Below are 23,520 nucleotides of genomic sequence, written 5' to 3'. Positions count from 1 at the left end.
CAACTTAGGACCGCACCTTTTTATATCTATGCTAAAAATATGCCACAATCGGATAAATACTTAATAATATACACAACGCTCTGATATTATTTTAAATGAATAAACATTGGGCCGGATTGGTTTCAAATTAAAGGGGGTGTTATATTTTGTAACACAAAATCACGATATATGGCGAATAAAGGCGTTGGGAAAGCAAAAATCCCATTTGTTACAAAATAGACCAATGGGTTGAAGCGACACAGGCATTGGACCGGATCAAAGACCCCGGATCAAAGACACTGGATCAAAGATAAAAATCAGGGGATACGCTGATTTAAATACCGCCCCAGGCGCTGCCGGGATATCCCCAGGAATCGTGCCGCCATTGACTTATTGTTGCCCGACCGTTTCATGGCTTCAAGAACCAGGGAATGGATGGCCTCTTTCAATGTCGGCAGGGGTTTGAGTTCGCAGTAGCATTTTTCCTTTGGCAAAGAACCGGATAAAAGGCCGGTGGAGGGCAGGGATTGACTGATATGAGTTTTGAACCGTTCCAGGGACAGTATCCTGGTTTTGTGGTCTGCCACAGCATCGTAAATCATGGATTTGAGTTCCCGTACGTTTCCGGGGAAAGAATAGTTGGTCAGCAGATGGAACAGCTCGGGTGGCGGGACCGGTTCTCTTTTTCCCATTTCGCGGGCCGCGTCCCTGAGAAAACAATGTATCAGCAACGGCAGATCATCAAGCCGTTCGCGCAGGGGCGGGACCTCCAGATGGTGAAAGCAGAGCCGATAGTAAAGATCTCTGCGGAATTTTCCCGTCTCCTGCAACGACGCCAGGTCTCTGTTGGTCACCACGATAACCCTGATATCTGCAATTTTTGGCAGATCCGCGCCCAGGGGAAAGTATTCGCGTTCCTGGAGGAGCCGCAGCAGCTTGACCTGGGATACTGGGCTCAAGTCGCCGATTTCGTCCAGAAACAAGGTTCCGCCGGTGGCATGTTCCACCATTCCCTGCCGCGGCTTTTCCGCACCGGTGAACGCACCGCTGATATGGCCGAACAATGTGTCTGAAAAGGTGTTGTCATCAATCCCGGCGGCATTGACCGTTACCAGCCGTCCCTTACGGGGGCTCAACTGGTGGATGGCCCTGGCGATCAACTCTTTTCCCACGCCAGTCTCTCCGGTGATCAGCACCGGCTGGGGGCTTGCGGCAATGGATTCAGCATATTGAAACAGACCGATCATGGCCCGGTTCCGGGTGTTGATTTCCTGAAATGCCCCCGGGTTCTTGAGCTGGCCGGACAGAATACGCTCCTTAAGTTCCTGATTTTCACTCTGCAGCCTTCGAATTTCAATGGCCCGTTTAACGCCTAAGATCAACCGGCTCTGTTCCACCGGCTTGACCATATAGTCAAAGGTCCCTTTTTTCATGCATCGCACTGCGAGTTTGATATCAGTATCTCCGGTGATGACAATAACCGGGAGGCCGGGATAATTGGCTGCAATCATGGTCAAAAGGTCTTCGCCCGAAATTTTGGGCATGATCAGGTCCAGAAGAACCACCTCGATACGATGCTCCCCCAACACGGGCATAACGGTTTGAGGGTCCTGGCACAGGATAAGATTGTTGATTCCGGCCTTTTCCAGAAGCATCTGAAAATCCTTGAGGATACCGGGATCGTCATCCACCAGCAGCACCGGATGTTGGGGAAAAAGGGAAGATATCATGGGACTGCCTCGGAAAATCGACCCGGGCTCATTCCCCGGGTGTCTGATCATAAAGGCAAATTTTTGGCGCCGCATCCAGGGGAAGGCTGACCGTGAACACAGATCCCTGGTCCGGTTTACTGGTTACCTCGATTTTTCCTGCGTGGGTTGTAACAATGTTCAGGCAGACCGCAAGTCCCAGACCGGTTCCGCCCTGCCCCCGCCGGGTCGTAAAAAAGGGATCCATGATCCGGGTCAGCATGTTTTCCGGTATGCCGTGGCCCTGGTCCTTGACCTGCACACAAAGACAATTTCGGTTCGGTTCCAGGAATGTGGCGATTTCCAGGCCTTGTTCCCGGTCTGAAATCGCCTGGCAGGCATTCTCGATCAGATTGATGACCACTTGTTCCAGTTTCTGCCGGTTGCCCCGGACAACCGGCAGGGAACTGCCATACGCCAGGCTGAAACGATCCGTTTTTCCATCAATCAGAATCCGGGTCAGGCGCACGGCGTTTTTAACCACATGGTTGAGATCCACGGACTGGTCCATATCCACCTCTTCCTTACGGGCGTAATCTTTCAGGTCCTTGACGATTCGATGAATCCGGGCCGATCCCTCGATGATCCCCTCAAACAGTTGGGGAATGTCTTCTCTCATCCGGCTGTAGGGCAGTCCGCCCAGGCTGAAATCGCCATTCTCCCGGGAATACCGGTCCAGTACCAGCGTACTGCTCTTCCAGGCATCAATTAGCAAGGGCGTATTGGACATAATCAACTGATTGGGATTATTGATCTCATGGGCCATACCAGAGACCAGTACCCCTAATGAAATCATTTTGTCTGCCTGAATCAGTTCTTTTTTCATCTGCCGCTCCAGGGTGATATCAGACACCCGGACAATGGCAGCCCAGGCATGATAGCCTTTTTCCCGAATCGGATAAACAGTGACCTGTTCCAGGGTGTCAGGATTCATCAGCCCGGCCCGCTCATATTGTTTTTTACAGCCGGATCCAAGAACTTGCCCCACGCAGCACCCCGCACAAGGCCGGGGCGTTAATTTAAACATCTGATGGCACTTCTGGCCCAGGTATGGGGTGCCGGACCTGCCTGAATACATTTCAGCGGCCCGGTTCATCATCAGCACCCCCATATTCCGGTCCAGAATAATCAGGGGGTCACAGATGCCGTCCAGAATCACGGTCAACAGGTGATTGCTCTCCCTGAGTTGCTCCTGGGCCCTTTTCTGGGCGCTGATATTGGTGAACATACACCGGATACCAATGAGTTTTCCGTGTTCATCGATATCTGTTTTGGCCTGGATCAATGTGTGGATAATCTCCCCGTCACGGCAAAGCAGTTCCCGTTCCGCCATGGAAAACGTATTTTCCCGGATCCGCCTTAAATTCTGCTCACGGTACATCTTCTCCCGGGAGTCCGCGGTGTAGAACTTACTTATGGAGCAACCGATCACTTCTGTAAGGGTATATCCCAGTGAATCCAGGAACAGGGCGTTGCAGTCCCGCAGCACCGCTTCTTCATGTTGATGTTCAAGCACCACATACATCACGGGAGCACTCTCGAATAAGTCCCGATATCTGGCCTCACTTTTTTTCAGCGCCTCCCGGATCTGTTTTTTTTCCGTGATATCCCGGACAAAACCAAAGAACATCCCTTTCTGGGTATCCAAATACTGAAGATTGATTTCAACATCCACCAGGCGGCCACTTTTATGCCGGTGACGGGTCTCCACATGAACAGATCCACTTTGAACCGCCGTCTCAAACAATTGCTTGATTTCCATGGCGCTTCTCCCCATGGCATCAATATCTATCATAGTATCGATATCTATCATGGTATCGACGTCCATCGTCTGCATCTGCAGTAATTCTTCCCTGGAATACCCCACCATCCGGCAATAGGCCTCATTTACCTCCAGCAGCCGGCCCTGTTGATCCAGCATGACAAATCCGTCAATGGCGGTCTGGATAATGGTTTGGTATTGTTTTCCAGTCTTAACCGGCATGACATCCCAGATCCCATTACCCATGCAAAAATTATTTTGCTGGGCTTTCCGGCAATTATCCCCAGGGTGGATGGAAGCTTCTTGGGTTTCATGAATTTGTGTCAGGTCCTGGATTAGAATCCCAACCCGGGAAACAATGCCCTGGTTCGGAATCGGAAAATAATGAATGGTCAGCAACCGCCTCCGGGAATCAGGCATCTCAACCCAGGTAGAATAGTGAATGGCCTTACCTTCCAGGGCCTGGGCAAAGCAGGGTTCGGCTACAGTTTGGAATATCCGCTCATCCAACACATCCGCTGCTTTTTTTCCGATTATATTTTCGGGTTTCAGGTGATAGGCATCAAGGTATCCCTGGCTGACTGCCGCAAAACGATGTTCCCGGCTCAAAATGGCAAAACGCGAACACGGCATATTGTCCATTCCAGATTTGAACATCTGCAAATAGGCATTTTCCGCTTCCAGCTCCCGTATCCTGAATTTCAATGCCTGGCAATCGGCACAATAATCAGCCATGAAAAATACCCATCTCCTATTGGACACAATAAAGAATGAATCGCTTTTACTGTCTATTAAAAAAATCTGCTCAACTTTTAAAATGCAAAAGGGAACAAGACATGGAGAAACTTATAGGGATGTTTTCAAGCCTGGTCAAGGGTTCAGGGATTTGACCGCATGGTTTTAAAAATAAATTGAATCTGAAGGCTTTTTCAGGTGGGTGGGTTTATTCAGAAAGATCCGAAAACCAACCCAGCCGCAGAAATAAGCGGTACGCTTATTTCTGCCTCAACGCGCACTGGTCACTGAAATTTCTTGCACTGCTGATTTCAATAAAAGATGCACCGCGTTCAGGCCCGAAACTGCCGGAAAGCACAATAATCATATCGTCATCGTTAAAATTATGATCTTCAATTAACCGGCAGATGGAACCGATAACCGATTCCCTTGGACTTTCCCCCAGAGGAATGTGATCCGGGAATACCCCAAAGGATAAAGAGAGTATGCGCATCACTTTTTTATCGTAAACCTGGGCGAAAATCGGACTGTCTCCCCGGTAGGCGGCCAGGGCCAGAATGGTTTTTCCGGAAAGTGAATCCGCCACGATCCCCCTGGTGTTCAAACGCAGGGCAGACTTCACGGCAGCCTTGGCAAGATAGTCTGTCAGTTTGTCTTGGCTTGAATAGGGAACATCAATGAAGGAGCTTCTTTTTAACTCCACCTCCTGGGCAATCCTGGCCATGGTCTGCACCGCTTGTTCAGGATATTTGCCACTGGCTGTTTCACCCGACAGCATCAGCGCGTCAACACGATCCAGGCAGGCATTGGCCACATCAGATACCTCCGCCCTTGTGGGACGAGGCGATTGAATCATGGAATGCAGCATCTGGGTGGCCACAATAACAGGCCGTCTAAGTTCAATACAGGTCTGGACAATATCTTTTTGAATCAAGGGGATTTTTTCAGTCGGGATTTCAACGGCCAGATCCCCCCGGGCCACCATCACCCCATAGGCATGTTCCAGAATTTCCCGAAGATTATCCACACCCTTGGCATTTTCAATTTTGGCGATGATCTTGATTGGGGATTTCTTCTCATCAAGAATGTTTTGAACCGCCAGGACATCTTCCTTGTTGCGAACAAAGGAGTGGGCAATAAAGTCAAGATCCTGGTCTGCGGCAAAGGCAATAAACCCCCTGTCCTTTTCGCTCAAGGCCGGCAATTTAACATGGACCGATGGGATATTGACACTTTTTCTGGGACAAATCACCCCGTCATTTTCCACGAAACAGATGAGATGGCCATCTGCCTTGTCTGTTACTTTCAGGGCAATGCATCCGTCATCAATGAGAATGGAAGATCCAACCGGCACATCATCAACAAAATGCGGATAGGATACGCAGATCACATCATCCATGGAAATCCCGCCGGCCTCTCCTTTGATGCGGAGGGTATCCCCGGAGACGACGGACAGGGGCTCTTTAGCGTCACAGGTTCTGATTTCAGGGCCTTTGGTATCCAAAAGGATACCGATCTTGTCCGATACCTTGCGGGTGTTTTCAATAACCTGCCTGGCATCATCATGAGTCATGTGCGCCGTATTCAGGCGCACCACGTTCATCCCGGCCTTGTAAAGCGTTTCAATAAATGCCACAGAACAGTTCAGATTGGATATGGTCGCCACAATTTTTGTTTTACGCCTTTTCAAAACAGTCCTCTCTTTCGGCACAATGCCATGATATTTTTTTATGTGAAAGCCACATTTGTACCCCAATTCAAATTTTTATTTAAAACCATGAAGAGCATGAAGGACATGAAGATTGATTTTCCAGTATATATTCTTCATGTCCTTCATGGTTTTAAATAAAATACTCAATGCTTAAGTTTATGACATTGAAATTAATCCTGTAACGTAGTCCAGAAAAAAGAGTAAGCTATTAGGGAAGTTTTTAGACACCCCAAGCCAAGGCTTATCTTTTATTCTGATTCAAATTTAATCCCCCAGTAGATTTCAGATAACGGCAATTCATAATTGACAGATTCTATCTTTAAGATCTGGTCAGCACCCTTATATGAACAATATTCCCACTTGCCGTTATTACGGCGTATGTATTGTTCAACATGATATTCGTCCTGGGAAACAAGGATATACTCTTGAAGCGTTGGAATTGTTCGGTAATAAGCAAACTTTTTCCCTCTATCAAAGGCTTCTGTTGAATCTGAAAGAATTTCCATGATGACAACCGGGTTTGTCAGTGTGTCAAACTTGTTATCCTCAAATTCTGCATCACCACAGCAAATAACAATATCGGGGTAAACATAGCCGGTCTCTATTTTTACCCGCATATCATTAGAAAGAACCTCACATGTTGAGTTATCACCTTTAAACTTATTTCTCAATTCTCCTGTAAGATTCGCATTGATGCGGATATGGTCTATTTTAGCCCCGACCATAGCAAAAATCTCACCGTTAAAAAATTCATGTTTAAGATCAAGAGAACTTCGTTCCCTGGCCAAATATTCAGCCGGGGTCATATTATTTTCTTCTTGGGGGTGTGCAATCATTGATTTTCTCCTGTTTTGGCTTTTAGATTACCCAGGTGATCATCTTGCTATATTATATCAACCCGTTTTTTTTGGGTATCTTAAAGATTTTCAGGCTTACGGCACAGGGCCATAATAAAATTTTCAAGCCCTGCGGCCGCGTCAGCTCCGGACGACTTAATGCGATAATCAAGGTCGGCAAGGGCATCTATCGCGCATGTCAGTTCTTCCAGGGCAAAGTTTTCTGATTTTAAAAAATTCTGGAATATGGGATATGGATTTTTGGGATTTGGGGCCAGCAAAAGGTCATTGGCCGGCACTCTGGCAGACTTCCCCTTATTTTTATCATCCCCGGCCTTGAAAAGGCTGATGTTTTCTTCATTGGCTTTCAGGGTGTTTGCATCCCAATCCGTGATTACAGGTAAAAGCATCTGCTTGAATGTGTTGAACTGCATATGTTTCAAAGGCGGCCCCCCTGCCCTTCCCGTATTCAGACCCGTTGTGAAGCACTTGATGGCTAACAGTTTTCTGATCAGATTTTCAAAGGTTTTTAAAATCTGTAACGGATGAAATCCGTCGGACAACAAACCTGAAAAAAGGGTCAGGGCTTTGGAGACATCCCGGTCCATCACTGCATTGGTCAGGGTAAATATGGGGTCCTTTTTATCTTTGTGTACCACAGCCGCAATATCGGCCACAGATATCCGGTTTCGGTTCCCGGTATATGCCAGAAGTTTTTCAATTGCATTTGCAAATAAATCCGGATTAAATCCTGTCTGTTCCACAAGTGCTGCAAAGGCATCCGGGGCCATCTGCTTTCCTGATTTTAACAGTATCTGCCGGCTGATATCCCCCAGCACAGCCTGCTGTTCTTCGATGTCCGCCTTTCTGGCGCCTGTGGCAACACTGCAGTCCACCACCAGCCCGTGCTCAAGGATGAGATTGTATATCTTTTTTCTGCGGTCCGGTGAATCCGTGGTAAACACAAGCACATGATTGTCCGGGATGCCGCTTTCAACAAGGCGGATCAGAATCTGAAGATCATTTTCACTGTAGCGGATCTCTCCGGCTGGTGTATTGGCTGAAAAAAGCGGCGCATTTTTTACGGCAATGACTTTTCTGGTTCCAAGAAAGGAAAACGTACCAGCCTGTTCGCAAATGTCTCCTACAGAGGTGGTCTTCCCGTCCAGAACATCAAAACCGAACTGTTTTGACTCGCCCTTGAGCAGTATTGGAACAAGGGTATCCAAAGCCTTGCGCACCAGAAAGGATTCTCCGCAGATCAGAACGGTTCTAAGCGTATCGTCCTTTGACAGGGCATCAAGAGCGCCTGCAAGGGCCTTGTATGGGACCAGGTTCTTACCGGTTGCCATGCCGGGATCTCAGTTTAATGACCATGAAGACCAGGGCAATGCAGGAGACCAGCAATCCGATGCCCTGGGACAGTGACAGAAAATCAAATAAGAAGTTCCCCCTGAAATCCCCCCTGAAAAACTCAATAACGGACCTGAACACAGAGTAAAGCATGATGTAACTTAAAAAAAACATGCCATTGAATCGTTTGCGCCGCTGTATAGCCAGAAGAATCAGAAAAAGAATGAAGTTGGAAGCAATCATGTAAAGCTGGGTGGGGTGCAAAGGGATATTAAGGGGGGCCAGGCTGTCCGGGTTGGTAAAGGTCATGGCAATGGGCAACGAACAGACTTTGCCGTAGCAGCATCCGGCAAAAAGACAGCCAAAGCGGCCTAGGGAGTGCCCTAAAGCAAGGCCTGGTGAAATGACATCGGCTGTTTTCCAGATATCCATTTTTTTAATACGCAAAAATATAATAGCCCCAAGGGTTCCGCCGATAAAGCCTCCGAAAAAAATCAGGCCCCCGTTCCAGATTTTAAAGATATCGAGAAAGTTGTTCCTGTAGGCATTCAGATTAATAAGCACATAAAGAATACGGGCACCGGCAAGGGCGCTGATCAGGACAGTGAAAAAAAGATCTGATACCATCTGGTCCGGAACACCATAAAATTTTGCATTCCGTTTTGTAAACCAGAGGGCGATGATAAAGCCCAGGGCCACAAAAAGACCATAGGTATAAAGCTTCAGACTGCCGGCCTGAAGAAGAATCGGATGCATGGGTCTCCCCCCTTATATTTCAGGCAGTTTATTGAATATTACGTGGTAAATTAGTATGCCCATTCCAATGGTAATGGCTGAATCGGCAACATTAAAGGCTGGCCAGTGAAGGGAACCGGCATAAAAGTCAAGGAAATCAACAACTTTACCGAACCGGAACCGGTCAATCAGATTCCCGATGGCACCGCCGAAAATCAGGGCCAGGCCATAGGATAAAAAAATGTGGGATTCGGCGGTTTTTCGGTAAAGCCAGAGTACGAACAGGGCAACTCCGGAGGATAAAAATAAAAAAATGAATTTTCTGATCCCGGGGGACTGTTCGGCAAAAAAGCCAAACGCCCCCCCGGGATTAAGTACATGGGTGATGTTAAAAAAATGATCGATCACCGTAATATTTGAGTACAGCGGCAAATGCCTTGCAATAAGCCATTTGGTGATCTGGTCCAGCAAAAGAACACAGATACTGACCAGGGCGAGCCGCCGCATGGGTGCTGAAAAACCGGCCATCAGCCCAGAATGGTTTTAAGGGCCTGGGTGCAGCGGGGACAGGCCGCGGGATGATCCGGATCAATCCCTAAGTTCTCATCAAACCGCCAGCACCGTTCACATTTTTCACCGGAAGCCTTTGCCACCTTTATGGCCAGGCCTTGGATCTCCTTGCCCTGGTAGACATCCCCGTCAAGGGTCTCCACCACCCGGGCCTGGGACACGATAAAAATATCATTGAGATCAACATCCAGGGATACCGCCTGAACCGCAAGGTCCCCCTGGGGCAGTTTGATTTCAACGCAAGCATCCAGGGGATGGCCGATGAGTTTGGCTGTTCGTGCCTCTTCAAGGGCCTTGGTCACTTCCGCCCGCAAAGCCCTTATATTTTCCCACTTGGCGGCAAGTTCCCTGTTCTCAAGGGCAGGGTCAAGACTGACCATCTCTTCCATGTGAACACTCTCTTTTTTGCTCTTTCCCAGGGGCATATGGGTGTAAATCTCTTCAGCCGTAAAGGGCAGGATCGGTGCCATGATTTTTACCAGAGCATCCAGTATCATAAACATGACGGTCTGGGCATCTTTACGGGTATCAGAATTTTCAGGGCTTGTGTAAACACGGTCCTTGATAATATCCAGATAAAAAGAGGAGAGATCCACCACGCAGAACGTGTGAAGGGTATGATAGATCACATGGAATTCATAGGCATCATAGGCTGCCCGGCACCGTTTTACCACATAATGCAGGCGGTGGAGAATAAACCGGTCCAGCTCTTCCATGTTTTCAACCGGCCTGGCCTGGGCAGGTTCAAACCCGGTGAAGTTCCCTAAAAGAAACCGGCAGGTGTTCCTGATCCTTCTGTAGGCATCCGAGAGCTGCTTGATGATATTATCGGAAATGCTGACATCCCCGCGGTAATCCGCCGAAGCCGCCCAGAGCCGTAACACGTCGGCACCGTACTGCTTGATCACCTTGTCCGGGGCCACCACATTGCCCACGGATTTGGACATTTTATGGCCCTTTTCATCCACCACAAACCCGTGGGTGAGCACAGCCTTGTACGGGGCATGGCCGGTTCTGCCCACAGCGGTCAGAAGCGAGGAGTGAAACCAGCCGCGATGCTGGTCAGAACCTTCAAGGTACATGTCTGCCGGACGTTGCAGGCCTTGTCTTTCCTCCAGTACGGCGGCATGGCTGACACCTGAGTCAAACCACACATCAAGGATATTCTGATCTTTGGTAAAGGTTGTTGATCCGCAGTCATCGCATACCGCACCATCCGGCATCAGATACTGCGCATCCTTTTCAAACCAGATATCCGAAGAAAATTGCGTAAAAAGCTCATGGATACGATCCACGGACTCCCGGGTCACATACACCTTTTTACACTTGGTGCAGTGAAATACAGGGATGGGAACCCCCCAGGAGCGCTGGCGGGACAGACACCAGTCCGGCCGGTGCTCAATCATGGCATAGATACGCTCCCTGCCCCAGGACGGAATCCAATGGACATTGTTGATTTCATCCAGGGCTTTTTGCCGCAGCCCCAGGTTGTCCATGGAGATAAACCACTGGGGTGTGGCCCGGTAAATGACGGGCTTTTTACAGCGCCAGCAGTGGGGATAGGAATGGGACAGGTTTTCCTGCTTGAGCAGCGCCCCTTTTTCTTCCAGGGTTTTATTGATTTGCGCATTGGCCTTAAAAATAAACTGGCCTTCAAACAGCTCAACCCCCTGGGAAAAGGTGCCGTTGTCCTCCACGGGCGAATAGCAGTCCAGATTATAGCGGTTGCCTGCAATATGGTCGTCGGCCCCGTGGCCCGGAGCCGTATGAACACAGCCGGTTCCGGCCTCAAGGGTGACGTGATCCCCCAGGATAATTAAGGAATCCCTGTCATAGAAGGGGTGCCGGCAGTTGCGGTTTTCAAGGTCCTTGGCAGACAGTTCGGCAACAATGGCATACTCTGATATCCCAAACTGGCCCATGACATTTTCCACAAGCTCCCTGGCCATGATCAGGATGCCTTGGTTTTTTGTTTTAACCGCAGCATAAACAAAATCCGGATGAAGACAGACAGCCAGGTTGGCCGGCAGGGTCCAGGGGGTGGTGGTCCAGATGACAATGGAGACGGTTTCCCCGTCGGCATCAAAAAAATCTTTGGCATTATCCTTTACAGGAAATTTTACATAAATGGACGGGGACGTATGATCATGGTACTCAATTTCAGCTTCCGCCAGAGCGGTCTGGCAGTTGCAGCACCAGTAAATGGGTTTTTTGCCCAGGAACATATCCCCTGACAAGCCGAATTCACCGCACTCTTTGGCAATGCGTGCTTCATAGGGATAGTTCATGGTCAGGTAGGGTTCATCCCACTCCCCTGCAATCCCGAAGCGTTTAAACTCTTCTCGCTGGATATCCACAAATGATGCTGCATAAGCCCGGCACTCCCGGCGCACCTGCACCGGGGTCATATCCTTTTTCCTGCTGCCCAGCTTTTTGTCCACATTGTGTTCAATGGGAAGGCCGTGACAATCCCAGCCCGGAACATACGGTGCGTTAAAGCCGCACATCTGCCGGGAGCGGATGATAATATCCTTTAATACTTTGTTGATGGCATGGCCCATGTGAAGATGGCCGTTGGCATAGGGAGGACCGTCATGGAGAATAAAAAGGGGCTTATCCTTGGATTGTTCCCGCAATTTTTTATAAATATTTTTCTGTTCCCAGTCTTTGATCATCTCAGGTTCTCGCTGGGGCAGGTTGGCCTTCATTGCAAATTGGGTAGAAGGCAGGTTCAGTGTTTTTTTATAATCCATTATTCTTAAAATTCCTTTTGCCTTTCGGATGTTGATGGATCAGGTCAGCCCACGGCTGTTATTATCGAACTTTTCTTTGTAATGGCCGCAAAGGGAAAAGTCAAGAATTTAGCGGAATTTACAGCGATTCTAAATTTGGCAGGGGGCCGGCGTTGTCCTGATCATCCTGGCATATGTGTCACCGACCTGGGTGACGACGGACGATCATTTTTCAATATAGTTTTCCGTGGCCCGGCCAAAGGCCTCGTAAATAGCCGGCAGGGCCAGGGACCGGAGCTTGAGGGAGGATTCTCTTATGGCCACAATGTACTGGCTGTTCTGTTTCATGGGGATCTGCCCGGCCCTGATGTTCCGGGTCAGGATCTCCTGGGCCATGGCTGCTGCGGTTTCCCCCTGCTCAAAGGGAGAGACCCCGATGGAGATCATGGCCCCGTCCTCCACATTAAAGGAGTTAATGCCGATGACAGGCGCCTTTGAGTGCTTTTCAGTCCATGCCATGGCCTCCCTGGGATCGGCGTACGGGCTGTCAGGCCCTGCCGTGTGCAGCTTGCGGTAATTGGCCACAATGAGATAATCCACCTGGCTGCCCAGTTTCTGCACAATGGCCTGCCAGTCAGGATAATCCCTGGCAATGACAGAGCCTTTGTAGGCCACAGGATGCCAGGGATACGTGTCAATATTATCCCTTCCCTTGGTCAGGGAGGGGGAGGGATCCAGGACATAGGCCAGGGAGGGCGTGGGGTTGGGCACGTCTTTTTTGCTTTCCAGGGCCATGATGGCCTCCTTGACCGCCCGGAGCAGTTTATGCTCGAAAATGCCGGTGACGTTTTTGGCCCGGTTGTAGCCGTAGGGTTCGGCACTGCCGTTGATCCCGGCAAATACAATATCCATGGTGGGGTGGTCCACAAAGTATTTGGCAGCCAGGCCCTGGGCCAGGTCATCCACGGCAATGAGGACCCTGGGATTGGTCTGTTCAATGACCCGCCGGGCAATGATGCCGGCCCGCTTGAGCCACTTCGGGTCAGAGAGTTTCTTGGTGTCCATGTAGTGCCAGGTCACAGAGTACCCGGTCCACTTGTCAATGACCCTTCGCAGCCCCGTGTCCACATCCCGGGTCCAGGCATAATCCGGGTCATAGCTCTGGAGGATCATGACCCGGGGTTTTAAGGTATTGTACACCACGGCCGTGACAAGGACCGTGCCCAGGAAAATAAGACAGAGAAGCATGGAAAGTTTCTGTTTCATTATAGCACCCCGATGCTGCGCCAGAAGGGGATGGAAGCGTAAATGGCCCCTAATTTTACCAGAACCAGTATCCCGTGAAACAGCTGAACCCGGGGTTCTGAATAGGGGACATGCCCTGCCACCTGGCTGCGGAAAAAGAGGATATAGGGAGACTGAAACCCGAAAAAGGCGGTTTCAGACATGATCAGAATAATAAATCCCACTGCCCAGGGGCTGATGCCGGCACCGGATGCCAGGGGCAGGAAGGCGGCTGCCAGAATGAGGATGGCGGAGTTCAGCGGGATAAAGAGCCGGACCAGGAGAGTAATGCTGCTGAGCACCAGGACAAATTTTTCAAAGTCCATCCGCATAAAGGTCTTGAAGGTGTCGAACCGGGCCACCAGCGCCTTGTCCAGGCCCATGTGGTTCATGCTGGCCATGACGCCGATCATGGCAGCCAGGAGAAAGAGAAAAGGCCAGTCTATTTTTTCGATAAAGGCCTTGCGGTCCAGGGCTCCGAACACCAGAAGAAAGCAGATAATGGAAAAGGCGATCAAAGGGATGGGGATCTTGTGCCAGGGGGCGGTGACAATGCCCAGGGTGAGCAGGATGATACTGGCCAGGGCAGCCCATTCAGCCCCGCTCATGGCCGGCATCTCCTGCCACTGGGCTTTGATGTCTGCCTGATCCATCTCTATCCTGTGCCACCCTTTGAAAAAAAGGGCAGAGACCAGGAAATAGGCCCCCAGGATAATGGCACCGGCAATGGAGGCGGCAAAACACCAATAGGTAAATTGAAAGGTAAACTGCTCCTGGACCGGGAAGAGGCCGAACACCATGAGGTTGGCAGGGGCGGCGGTAAGAAAGACCGGTGAGAGCAGGTTAATTCCGTCCAGCCCTGCCAGGTACATTTGGGTAGCGGTCCTGTTCCGTGTCTTTTCATCCATGTGGTCTGACATCCGGTTCATGATGGGGCAGACCATGACAGCCCTGGCCGTGATGGTGGGCACCACCGGATTGAGCAGGAATCCAGTGAAAAAGACGGCCATCTGGTAGGCCAGGGAGTTCTGGGGAAGGATCTGGATCAGCCAGAGGGTGTAACGCCGGGCCAGGCCCGACGTCGAGATCACAGCGCCCAGGCCCATGACGGAAAATGCAATGAGAAATCCGTTGGAGGAAAACCCGGAAAGGGCCACGCGGTTGGGAACCAGGCCAAAGAGCAGCAGCAGGAGCAGGGCAAAGAGGCCGGGGATAAAGTCTGCGGTCAGGGAAAACATCCACGATAGCAGGGTGAGGCTGACAATGGCAATGAAGATGGCGGTATCCCTGGCCACGCCCAGGTGGAAGAGGTAGAAAAACAGGGCAAAGGGCAGGACAATGGCCAGGGCCCAGACCAGGGGCTTGGCCGTCACATAGGATGCAGGTCCTGGCCGGGCCGGGGAATTTGGACCGGTCACATCTTTCTCCTTTCGCTGGAAATGGTGACAATGGTGTTGTTGGGAATGGTGATGCGGTTCATGCATGTCAGATTCCCGGTCTCCCAGAGAGATGTCAGCGCCCGGATCCATGCACCGTGGCCAAAGGCCAGAACGGTTTTTGCACCGGCATATCTGTCCATAAAGGCCAGCACCCGGTGTTTCAGGGCGGACAGGGGCTCCCCAAGAACCAAGGCTGCGGGGTTGGTTTCCCAGTCCGGACAGGCCCGGATCAGCTCTGCCCTGGGACGGCCTTCAAAGGGGCCGAAGTCCAGTTCATCCAGCAGGGGCTCCACGGAGAACCGGTCCGTGTAAAAGGCGGCAGTCTCATGGGTCCGTTTCAGGCCGGAGACCAGGATATGATCAAAACGGGTGAAGGGGGCAAGCTTTAGTTTGTTGTCCCGTATCAATTTTTCCTCCCTGGGGCCCGGGGGCAGGATGGAGATATCCCTGCGGCCCTGGAGTATCCCGGCCTTGTTATCAGGGGTCTGCATATGCCGGAGCAGGAAAAGGTCCATGGATCAGGAGACGAAAAAGGTCTCTTCCCGGAGACCGGCCCGCTGGGTTTCCAGCAGCAGTAAATCCCGGGCAAAGATGTTGCCCAGGTTGACATTGGCCCCCAAAAGGTTGATCAACTTGGCCTGGCTCCGGGCCGTGGCTGCCTCAAAAATCAAGTGGTCCGGTTCAACGGTTTGGATAAGGGTGTTTATCAGATCCTCATCCAGGTTCCCGTGGCTGTCGTAGATCCCGGCATCTGCCGTGTTCCGGCCTTCAAGAATGACAAAGTCGCATCCGGCATCCATGGCGGCGGAGGCTTCCTTAATCCACCGTTCCTTTGTGAAGCTTGGGTCCTGCGCTTTTTTTCCCACTTCCACCAGGACTGTGAATTCATTTTTAAACTGGTGGATCATCTCCACAATACGCTGGGATTCAAGGCTGATGGTGCCGCAGGAAATTTCAATATGGCAGATCCCGTAATGGCGTAACAGATCCAGATACGCCGTTATCCGGCCCTGGATATAATGTTTTTCAAACAGGGTGCCTCCGAAATATACCGGAATGCCGAACCTGTTGTAGCAGGCGATTTTTTCAGCCAGGAAGGGCTCCAGAAATGCCGTGCCAAGGCCCAGCTTGGCAATGTCCACAAAGGAGTGGTAGCTTTCAAGGATCAGAGGCAGTTCCCCTGCAGGGATACCCACATCGGTGATGGCGGTAATGCCTTTTGTCCTGGGTTTTGCAGCGCGTTCAGGTACATCAATGGATTTTCTCATGGGAATCATACTCTTACAAATAACATGGTAATATCATCGGATTGGGAGGCACCGTCCACAAAGGCATTCAGGTCATCAAGCACATGGGCGTTAAGGGCTTGCGCACTGCTGTCCGGCATCCGGGCCAGGGCGGCTTCCAGGCGCGCTTCGCCGTACTGCTCCTGGTTCCGGTTCATGGCTTCGGTGATCCCGTCTGAATAGACAAACAATCCGTCCCCGGGTTCAAGGGTGAGGGTTTCACTGGTATACGGCATCCCTTCAAACCCGCCAAGAACAAGGCCCGGTGTGGGCTTGACCTGGGTGACCGTGCCGGTTGGGGAGACGATATAGGGCGGGTTATGGCCGGCACTGGTATAGGCCAGCTCCCGGGTGGACCGTTTAAAAATTCCCAGGAATACCGTGACAAACATGCTCTGTTCATTATCCCGGCTCAGGCCGTTGTTGGCCTTGGCAATGATCTGATCGGGGTGGGTGTTGTTTTCAGCGGCTGACCGGATCAGGCTCTTGGCCATGGCCATGAACAGGGCTGCGGGCACACCCTTGTCAGAGACATCCCCCACCACAAAGCAAAGATGGTCCTCGTCCACGTTGAAAAAATCGTAGAGATCCCCCCCCACCTCCTTGGCAGCCGCCAGAAAGGCATGGAGATCCACCTGGTTTTTCTCGGAAAAAGATGAAAAATGTTTGGGCAGCATGCTCATCTGGATCTGCCGGGCCGTTTCCAGGGATTTTTCAATTTTATGCTTTTCAATATTGTCAATGGACATGGCCAGGTTGGAGGCAAAGATCTCCAGAAGATCCCTGTCCAGGTCGTCCATCCCCCGTTTTCCCTTGAGCAGGATAAGGTTCCCGGGCAGATGGCGGCTCTTGAAAAAAGCCACCCCGCTTTTGCGCTGGATGGTGCATTTTTCCTGTTTCAAGGCATCCAGGATGATCTGGGCTGCGGTTTCCGGCATCTCTTTAAACAGGGATTCATCGACATTGGAGGCGGGCGAGGGAAACCGGATGTCCACCTGGTCGTCCTCCGGTTCTCCATGGTTGAACAGCAGCATGTCCCGGCTCACCGGCAAAAGCTGGGTGAGCTGGGTGGCCAGTTCCTGCCGGAAATTTTCCAGGGAGTTGTAATCCACAATGGAGGAGGTGGCGTTGATGATGGTCTGCAGCCCTTTCTGGGCCCGGATCCGTTTTTTGATATTGAACAGCAGGATGACGATGAACCCTATCAGCCCGAGGACCACAGCGGTGATGGTCCAGATCAGTCGCTTGTACTTGTAATAAAAGGTTTCCGGTTCATTGATGATGATACTGCCCTGGGGCAGGTCCCTGGGCGAGATGCCCCGGACCACAAGCTGGGTATAGTCGAACATATACTGGTTGGGGCTTTTGAGCACCACCGGGATATCGGACACGGGCGTGCCTGCCAGAACCTCAAGGGCAAGCTTGCCCGCGATCTCCCCCTGGTAATAGCTGCTCTTGAGCATGCCCCCCACAATACCCAGGCCCAGCATATAATCCACAGTCCCGTAAATGGGGACCGGGGATGCTTTGGCCAGCAAGGGGATCACCTCCATGGGGGTGAAGCTTGCGCCGGTGTTGTCCTTGAAAAAGGAGAGATAAAAGACCAGGCTGTCCTGGGGCAGGCGGGAGACCTTTTGCACCAGGCCTGCCATGTCAATATTGTCGATCATGGGAAAGTCAATGAATTCCTGGTAAACTCCGGCTGCTTCCATGAATTCCTTTTTCAGGAGCCCGGCCGTTGTCATCTGGTCATTGATCACATACACAGTCCTGGTTTTGGGATGAAGCTTGAACATCAGGGCAAGGGTGGTAGCAAAATCCGCCTGTTCGTTTACCCCGGTGAAATTGGAAAAGCCCTTCACCTTGGCCGGGGTGAAGTTGTTTGCCCCGCAGAAGACCACCGGCACTCCGGGAAAGAGGGTGTCCCTGTACTGCATGAGAAATTTTAGGGCATCATCGTCACTGGAAATGATGACATCCAGATTCTTGCCGCTGTACTTGACGGCAAACAGCATCTTGAGCAACCGGTAATAAAACTCGGTGTTGTTGACCTTGGTGTCCATGTAATCGACTTTTAATACAACATCCTGACGGGTGCCCAGGGTATCTTCGACGCCCCTGACCACGTTGTCGGTCCAGGCGTAGCCTTTGGCATAGGAGTTCAGCAGCAGCACATGGTGTTTCTTTGCCCCGAGGCGCTGCGCTGTATTGCCTGTGACCGGCATGGCCAGGCAGAATATCAAAAGGATGGGTAAAAAAAGACCAGCGTATCTTGATGGGTTCATGTGTGTACTCTGCAATTAAAAAAATGGCTGCCAGCCCCTTCGGGTATTTTCTCCGCCACTACTGCCAAACGGCCGAACACGAGCGAATAGTAGGCTGGGGCTTCTGTTTTTGTCAACCGAAATCCCCTGGGTGCAAAGGATACGTTTAACGGGTTTCAAGGATAACCACAACCCTTTGGGCATCCACAAAAGGCAGGCAGTAAGGTTTATGTATAATGTGAAACTGCGCCTCAAGTTCAGGCGTGATCTCCTCCAGGGCATGCGCCCCTTTCAGGGCATAAATCCTGCCGTGGGGCCGGAGCATGGGACAGGCAAGCTTTGCAAGTTTTCCAAGATCTGCAAAGCCCCTGGCTGTCACTGCATCATACATCTGAAAATGTTCGGGAGATCTGGCAAGGTCTTCAACCCTGGCATGTAGCGCGCTGATATTGTCAAGCTTTAAGGTGCGTACCACATGGTTTAAAAAGCTGACCTTTTTTCTCACCGCGTCCACCATGGTGACATCAAGGTCCGGACAGATCACTTTCATGGGAACAGCAGGGAAACCTGCACCGGAACCAATGTCCATTATCCGTGCAGGCCGATCCAGAAATCCGGCCGCAGCCAGCGCATCCACAAAATGTTTATACGCCATAAGCCGGATATCGGTTATGGCGGTCAGATTCATTTTGGCATTCCAGTGCAGCAATTCCCGGGCATGGGCAGCCAGTAAACCGGTCTGGCCGGGAGACACGTTTAACCCAAGGGCATCAGTACCCTTTTCAAGGCAATGGCAAAATTCCTTCATTATATATGCACCCTGTTTATGTTTTGAAAATACACTTTGTTTGCCCCCCCCTCCCCCATACTTTTCACAGAATAAAAATTTGGGGCCAATCCTATAATCGGCCTTCCTGAAATTCAACAAAATTTCTTCATAGTGTATTGCGTGAATAATAAAATTAAAATTGATTTTATTAGAAAAATAGTGTATTTGAGTCTTTTTTCTACTTTGTTTGGCATTTTATATTCTGGAATAATTTAATAAAATCATAATAAAACTATAGTATGGAACATAACGGCTGCGCCTTTGGCAATGGTCGCGCTTAGTATTGCTTCAAAGGAATTTTTATTTTTAAGGACAAAACAAAATGATCAGAGATCTTAAACGGGTAAGAAATATCGGAATCAGTGCCCATATTGATTCCGGTAAAACCACGCTTACTGAACGGGTTCTTTTTTATACCAACCGAATCCATAAAATCAACGAAGTCAGGGGTAAAGACGGCACCGGTGCGGTCATGGATTCCATGGAACTGGAAAAGGAAAGGGGCATTACCATTGCTTCCGCCGCCACCCATTGTCAATGGGACAACCATGCTGTTAATATTATTGACACGCCGGGCCATGTGGATTTTACCGTGGAGGTGGAACGGTCCTTGCGGGTTCTGGACGGAGTTGTTCTTATCCTTTGTTCAGTATCCGGGGTACAGTCCCAGTCCATTACCGTTGACCAGCAGATGAAACGCTACCAAGTCCCCTGCATTGCATTTGTCAATAAATGTGACCGGTCGGGTGCCAACCCGCTTAAGGTATGCAAGCAGCTCAGGGACAAACTCGGCCATAATTCCGTGATGATGCAGCTTCCCATAGGCCTTGAAGACAAGCATCAGGGTGTTATCGACCTTGTAAAAATGAAAGCCTTTTATTTTGAAGGTGACAATGGGGAACGAATGGTTGAAGCTGACATCCCTGCCGAACTTAAAGATGACGCCGCAACCGCCAGGGAGGCGATGATCGATGCCGTGTCCCTGTTCTCCGAAGCGCTGACGGACGCTATTCTTGAGGAATCGCAAATTACCGAAGAGATGATCATGTCTGCAGTAAGGACCGGCACCATTGCCCGGGAGATGACCCCGGTTTTCCTGGGTTCTGCATATAAAAACAAAGGGGTGCAGCCCCTGCTGAACGCTGTGATTAAATACCTGCCCTGCCCTCTGGATATTAAAAATGAGGCCATTGATCTGAACAATAACGAAGAAACTGTCATCCTGGAGAGTGATTTTGACAAACCCACCGTGGCACTGGCTTTTAAACTGGAAGACGGCCAGTATGGTCAGCTGACCTACATCCGTGTTTATCAGGGGTGTGTGAATAAAGGAGACACCCTGATCAACGCCAGGGACCATAAAAAGGTTAAAATCGGCCGTCTCATCCGTATGCACTCCAACCAGACGGAAGATGTGGACGCTGTCCCGGCCGGTCATATCGGTGCCATGTTCGGCATTGACTGTGCATCGGGCGACACCTTTGTTTCACCGGATATCAACTACTCCATGCTGTCCATGCACGTCATGGAACCGGTTATCTCTTTATCCATTACGCCCAAGGACAACAAAGCCCAAATCAACATGTCCAAGGCCCTGAACCGGTTTACCAAGGAAGATCCCACATTCAAGACCTACGTGGATCATGAAACCGGAGACACGATTATTCAGGGCATGGGCGAGCTTCATCTCGAAGTATATGTGGAGCGCATGAAGCGCGAATACAATGCCGAGGTTATCACCGGCCAGCCCAGGGTAGCTTACAGGGAAACCATTACCCGGAAAGCGCCTTTCAACTACACCCATAAAAAACAGACCGGTGGTGCAGGTCAGTTCGGACGCGTGTCAGGGTTTATGGAACCCACTGAAGAAGAATTTGAATTTGTGAACAAAGTCACCGGCGGGCGCATCCCCACCCAGTATATTCCGGCCTGCCAAAAAGGCTTTGAGGCCTGCCTTGCAAAAGGCCCCAGCCTCGAGTTTCCGGTAACCGGCATCAAGGTAACCCTGGAAGACGGCGCCTACCATGCTGTTGATTCATCCGAAATGGCCTTCCAGTCCGCAGCCCGCGGTGGTTTCCTTGAGGCTTACAACAAAGCAAAACCGGTAATCATGGAACCGATTATGAAGGTGGTGATTGAAACCCCCAATGAATTCCAGGGGGCCTGCATGGGCCTGATCAACCAGCGGCGCGGCATTATCCAGGGCTCCCAGGAGGAAGGAACCATGTCCGTCATCGAATCCCAGGTTCCGCTGTCCGACATGTTCGGCTTTTCAACAATTTTAAGATCCGCCACCCAGGGCAAGGCCCAGTTCACAATGGAATTTTCTTCGTATAAACAGGCCCCCCTGTCTGTGGCAGAGGAAATTGCCAAGAAAAAAGCCGAAGAAAGAGCAGCCAAAAATAAATAAGACTTTTTTGATATAAGAGAGGAAATATGCTTAAAAATGACCTCATTTTAAGAAGCCCGGCAGAAAAAATCATTGGCGCCGAAAACATCACAGATGGTCAGTTCGGTGCCGTACTTTCCCGGGCCGGCGTAGGCAAAACCGGATTTCTGGTTCAAATTGCCCTGACACGTCTGCTTTGCGACGAAAAAGTGCTTCATATCAGCTTATGTGACACCATTGAGAAAATCAACATAAGATATAATGAAGGATACACCAGTCTTATCGACAGTATCGGTTATGTTGACGCCCAGATTGCCGAACATCTGTGGGATGACATACAACATCACAAAACAGGTATTGCATACAACGAGTCCACATTCAATGTAAGCAAAATCAGAGATTATCTGAACAGTTTCGAAGGGGCTGACCTTACCCTGCCCACCCTGATGATTATTGACGGCCTTGATTTTGATACCGACCGTTCAGATATGCTTTCTGATTTAAAACAGCTTCACCAGGATTTCGGCACCTGCATCTGGTTTTCCATGCAAACCCACAGGGAAGAACCGTTGAACCGGAACGGCTATCCGGTGCAGCTGGAAAATTACGACCTGCTGTTTAACAAGGCAGTATTCCTTGTTACGGCGGAAGATAAAATCCAGGCGATTGTGCTTAAGGACGGAGATAAAACAGATCAGACATGTTTACTGGATCCGGCCACATTGATGCCGGCGGAAGAATAAACAGATTGCATTAATCATACTGTTTTAACAGATCAAAACGGTTAAAGGCCGCAACACCCGTCAATATGGGTTGCGGCCTTTTTGTATCCTAAGGTCCGCACATGACATCAGCAGATAAAATAAATTGATTTGATCTAACGTGATGTGCAACTTTATGTATCTACAAGGCCGTCAAATTGTAAATTTTTCCGACCGTAAAGACAATTGATAAAGACTGCAACAGTATGAGACAGTATTTTTCGAACCGTCCTGCTTGTCAGATGCCACAAATCTCTTGCACGCACTTTCTCAATATTAAAGCGTTCGCAAAGTTGTCCGATTACTGTTTCGACTTCTCTGCGAACCGATGTCATAATTCGGACGGATTCTGGAGGACGGTCATCTTTCATATTCGAACGAAAAGGTGTCTGCAGATCAATGCCGTACAAAAGCAATTCGTTATGTAGAAAGTCGCTTATATAACCTTTATCCCCAATGACGAGCCCCCGGATGCCGCAAAGCATTTCCCACAAGGCATCCCGTTCCTCGGCGTTGGCAGCAGTCAGGGTGAAGGACGAAATTACACCAGAAAGGCTGATCAGCACATGGCCTTTGAATCCGTAATATTTTTCATCTTTGGCGGCACAATATCCGTATGTGGCATCACCTTTGAAAATTCGGGAAAAATAAGCCCGTTTGAAATGACATACAGGTAATGGAAAACCGTCAACAAGATGAATATTGTCATCAAAGGCTCCACATTCTTTTGCAAACCTGCGCTGAAGTTTTAATTTCCAATACCAGAGATTTGCGGCTTGGCGCGCAAAGGTTGTCCGGCAACCAAGATCGGGAAAAAAGTGTAGCCAATGACGCCGAAAGTATTCCCATATCCCCTTATCGGTGTCAATTCCGATGTATTCACCCACAATTTCCATGGTAATGACCTCGCTATCGGATAGCGAAGGAGGAAAACCCCGGCTGCGTAATTTTATACCCCGGGAAATTTCTTTCAAAGAATCATCTGTCCGACAATATATTTCAATTATAAAATCTTCTATTGACAACATAACTCTATCCTCCCTGTCTGATATTATCAGTGCCTATCGGGAATATAATCATGTTGTCAAAAAAAGTTGCACATCACGT

At 50.0% G+C, this 23,520-nt stretch carries 17 protein-coding genes; 2 read left to right on the top strand and 15 right to left on the bottom strand.

What is annotated here, in order from left to right:
* Positions 1-296: 296 nt before the first annotated feature.
* From Q366_RS08260 to rsmG, 14 genes are all read right to left on the bottom strand, one after another.
* Complete coding sequence (locus tag Q366_RS08260) at positions 297-1,709, bottom strand: sigma-54-dependent transcriptional regulator (protein ID WP_035238174.1); 1,413 nt, start codon at positions 1,707-1,709, stop codon at positions 297-299.
* A 28-nt stretch (positions 1,710-1,737) separates the two neighbouring features.
* The gene (locus tag Q366_RS20195) at positions 1,738-4,224 is read right to left on the bottom strand and encodes a PAS domain-containing sensor histidine kinase (protein WP_051957914.1); all 2,487 of its coding nucleotides are present in this window, start codon (positions 4,222-4,224) and stop codon (positions 1,738-1,740) included.
* 259 nt (positions 4,225-4,483) lie between these two features.
* Positions 4,484-5,914 carry a pyruvate kinase gene (gene pyk / locus Q366_RS08250; protein WP_035237984.1) on the bottom strand — a complete coding sequence of 477 codons (1,431 nt, stop codon included), beginning with the start codon at positions 5,912-5,914 and terminating at the stop codon, positions 4,484-4,486.
* A gap of 269 nt (positions 5,915-6,183) precedes the next feature.
* Entirely contained in the window at positions 6,184-6,771 is a 588-nt protein-coding gene (locus Q366_RS08245; RefSeq protein WP_035237983.1) for a Uma2 family endonuclease, read from the bottom strand.
* Between the two features lie 80 nt (positions 6,772-6,851).
* Positions 6,852-8,123, bottom strand: coding sequence for a DNA polymerase III subunit delta (holA, locus tag Q366_RS08240; protein ID WP_035237982.1), 1,272 nt, complete (start codon positions 8,121-8,123; stop codon positions 6,852-6,854).
* Complete coding sequence (gene lgt / locus Q366_RS08235; protein ID WP_035237981.1) at positions 8,110-8,880, bottom strand: prolipoprotein diacylglyceryl transferase; 771 nt, start codon at positions 8,878-8,880, stop codon at positions 8,110-8,112. Before lgt ends, holA begins: the two co-directional genes overlap by 14 nt.
* Positions 8,881-8,892: 12 nt before the next feature.
* Positions 8,893-9,387 carry a signal peptidase II gene (gene lspA, locus Q366_RS08230; protein ID WP_051957913.1) on the bottom strand — a complete coding sequence of 165 codons (495 nt, stop codon included), beginning with the start codon at positions 9,385-9,387 and terminating at the stop codon, positions 8,893-8,895.
* Positions 9,387-12,182, bottom strand: coding sequence for an isoleucine--tRNA ligase (ileS, locus tag Q366_RS08225; RefSeq protein WP_035237980.1), 2,796 nt, complete (start codon positions 12,180-12,182; stop codon positions 9,387-9,389). The genes lspA and ileS overlap by 1 nt, the downstream gene beginning before the upstream one ends.
* A gap of 204 nt (positions 12,183-12,386) precedes the next feature.
* Positions 12,387-13,427: an ABC transporter substrate-binding protein gene (locus tag Q366_RS08220; RefSeq protein ID WP_051957912.1), complete on the bottom strand. Its 1,041-nt coding sequence runs from the start codon at positions 13,425-13,427 to the stop codon at positions 12,387-12,389.
* Positions 13,427-14,863 (bottom strand): SLC13 family permease, encoded by a 1,437-nt coding sequence (locus Q366_RS08215; protein ID WP_035237979.1) that lies wholly within the window; start codon positions 14,861-14,863, stop codon positions 13,427-13,429. The genes Q366_RS08220 and Q366_RS08215 overlap by 1 nt, the downstream gene beginning before the upstream one ends.
* Positions 14,860-15,399: a histidine phosphatase family protein gene (locus tag Q366_RS08210; RefSeq protein WP_035237978.1), complete on the bottom strand. Its 540-nt coding sequence runs from the start codon at positions 15,397-15,399 to the stop codon at positions 14,860-14,862. The genes Q366_RS08215 and Q366_RS08210 overlap by 4 nt, the downstream gene beginning before the upstream one ends.
* Positions 15,400-15,402: 3 nt before the next feature.
* On the bottom strand, positions 15,403-16,152 hold the full coding sequence (locus Q366_RS08205) for a phosphosulfolactate synthase (protein WP_035238167.1): 750 nt from the start codon (positions 16,150-16,152) through the stop codon (positions 15,403-15,405).
* Between the two features lie 5 nt (positions 16,153-16,157).
* Complete coding sequence (locus Q366_RS20190; RefSeq protein ID WP_051957911.1) at positions 16,158-18,455, bottom strand: ABC transporter substrate binding protein; 2,298 nt, start codon at positions 18,453-18,455, stop codon at positions 16,158-16,160.
* Positions 18,456-18,600: 145 nt separating this feature from the next.
* Positions 18,601-19,242 carry a 16S rRNA (guanine(527)-N(7))-methyltransferase RsmG gene (rsmG, locus tag Q366_RS08195; RefSeq protein ID WP_035238162.1) on the bottom strand — a complete coding sequence of 214 codons (642 nt, stop codon included), beginning with the start codon at positions 19,240-19,242 and terminating at the stop codon, positions 18,601-18,603.
* Positions 19,243-19,585: 343 nt separating this feature from the next.
* Here rsmG and fusA point away from each other — a divergent pair, with 343 nt between their 5' ends.
* Complete coding sequence (gene fusA, locus Q366_RS08190; protein WP_035237977.1) at positions 19,586-21,673, top strand: elongation factor G; 2,088 nt, start codon at positions 19,586-19,588, stop codon at positions 21,671-21,673.
* A gap of 26 nt (positions 21,674-21,699) precedes the next feature.
* Positions 21,700-22,395 (top strand): hypothetical protein, encoded by a 696-nt coding sequence (locus Q366_RS08185; protein ID WP_035237976.1) that lies wholly within the window; start codon positions 21,700-21,702, stop codon positions 22,393-22,395.
* Positions 22,396-22,547: 152 nt separating this feature from the next.
* Here the strand turns inward: Q366_RS08185 and Q366_RS08180 are convergent, their stop codons facing one another.
* Positions 22,548-23,441 (bottom strand): IS982 family transposase, encoded by an 894-nt coding sequence (locus Q366_RS08180; RefSeq protein WP_084691755.1) that lies wholly within the window; start codon positions 23,439-23,441, stop codon positions 22,548-22,550.
* Positions 23,442-23,520: the final 79 nt, after the last annotated feature.

It is taken from the genome of Desulfobacter vibrioformis DSM 8776, assembly GCF_000745975.1.
GTDB classification, from domain to species: Bacteria; Desulfobacterota; Desulfobacteria; order Desulfobacterales; family Desulfobacteraceae; genus Desulfobacter; species Desulfobacter vibrioformis.
The sequence above is the reverse complement of the archived record's forward strand: the minus strand, read 5'-3'. Positions and strand labels throughout refer to the sequence as shown.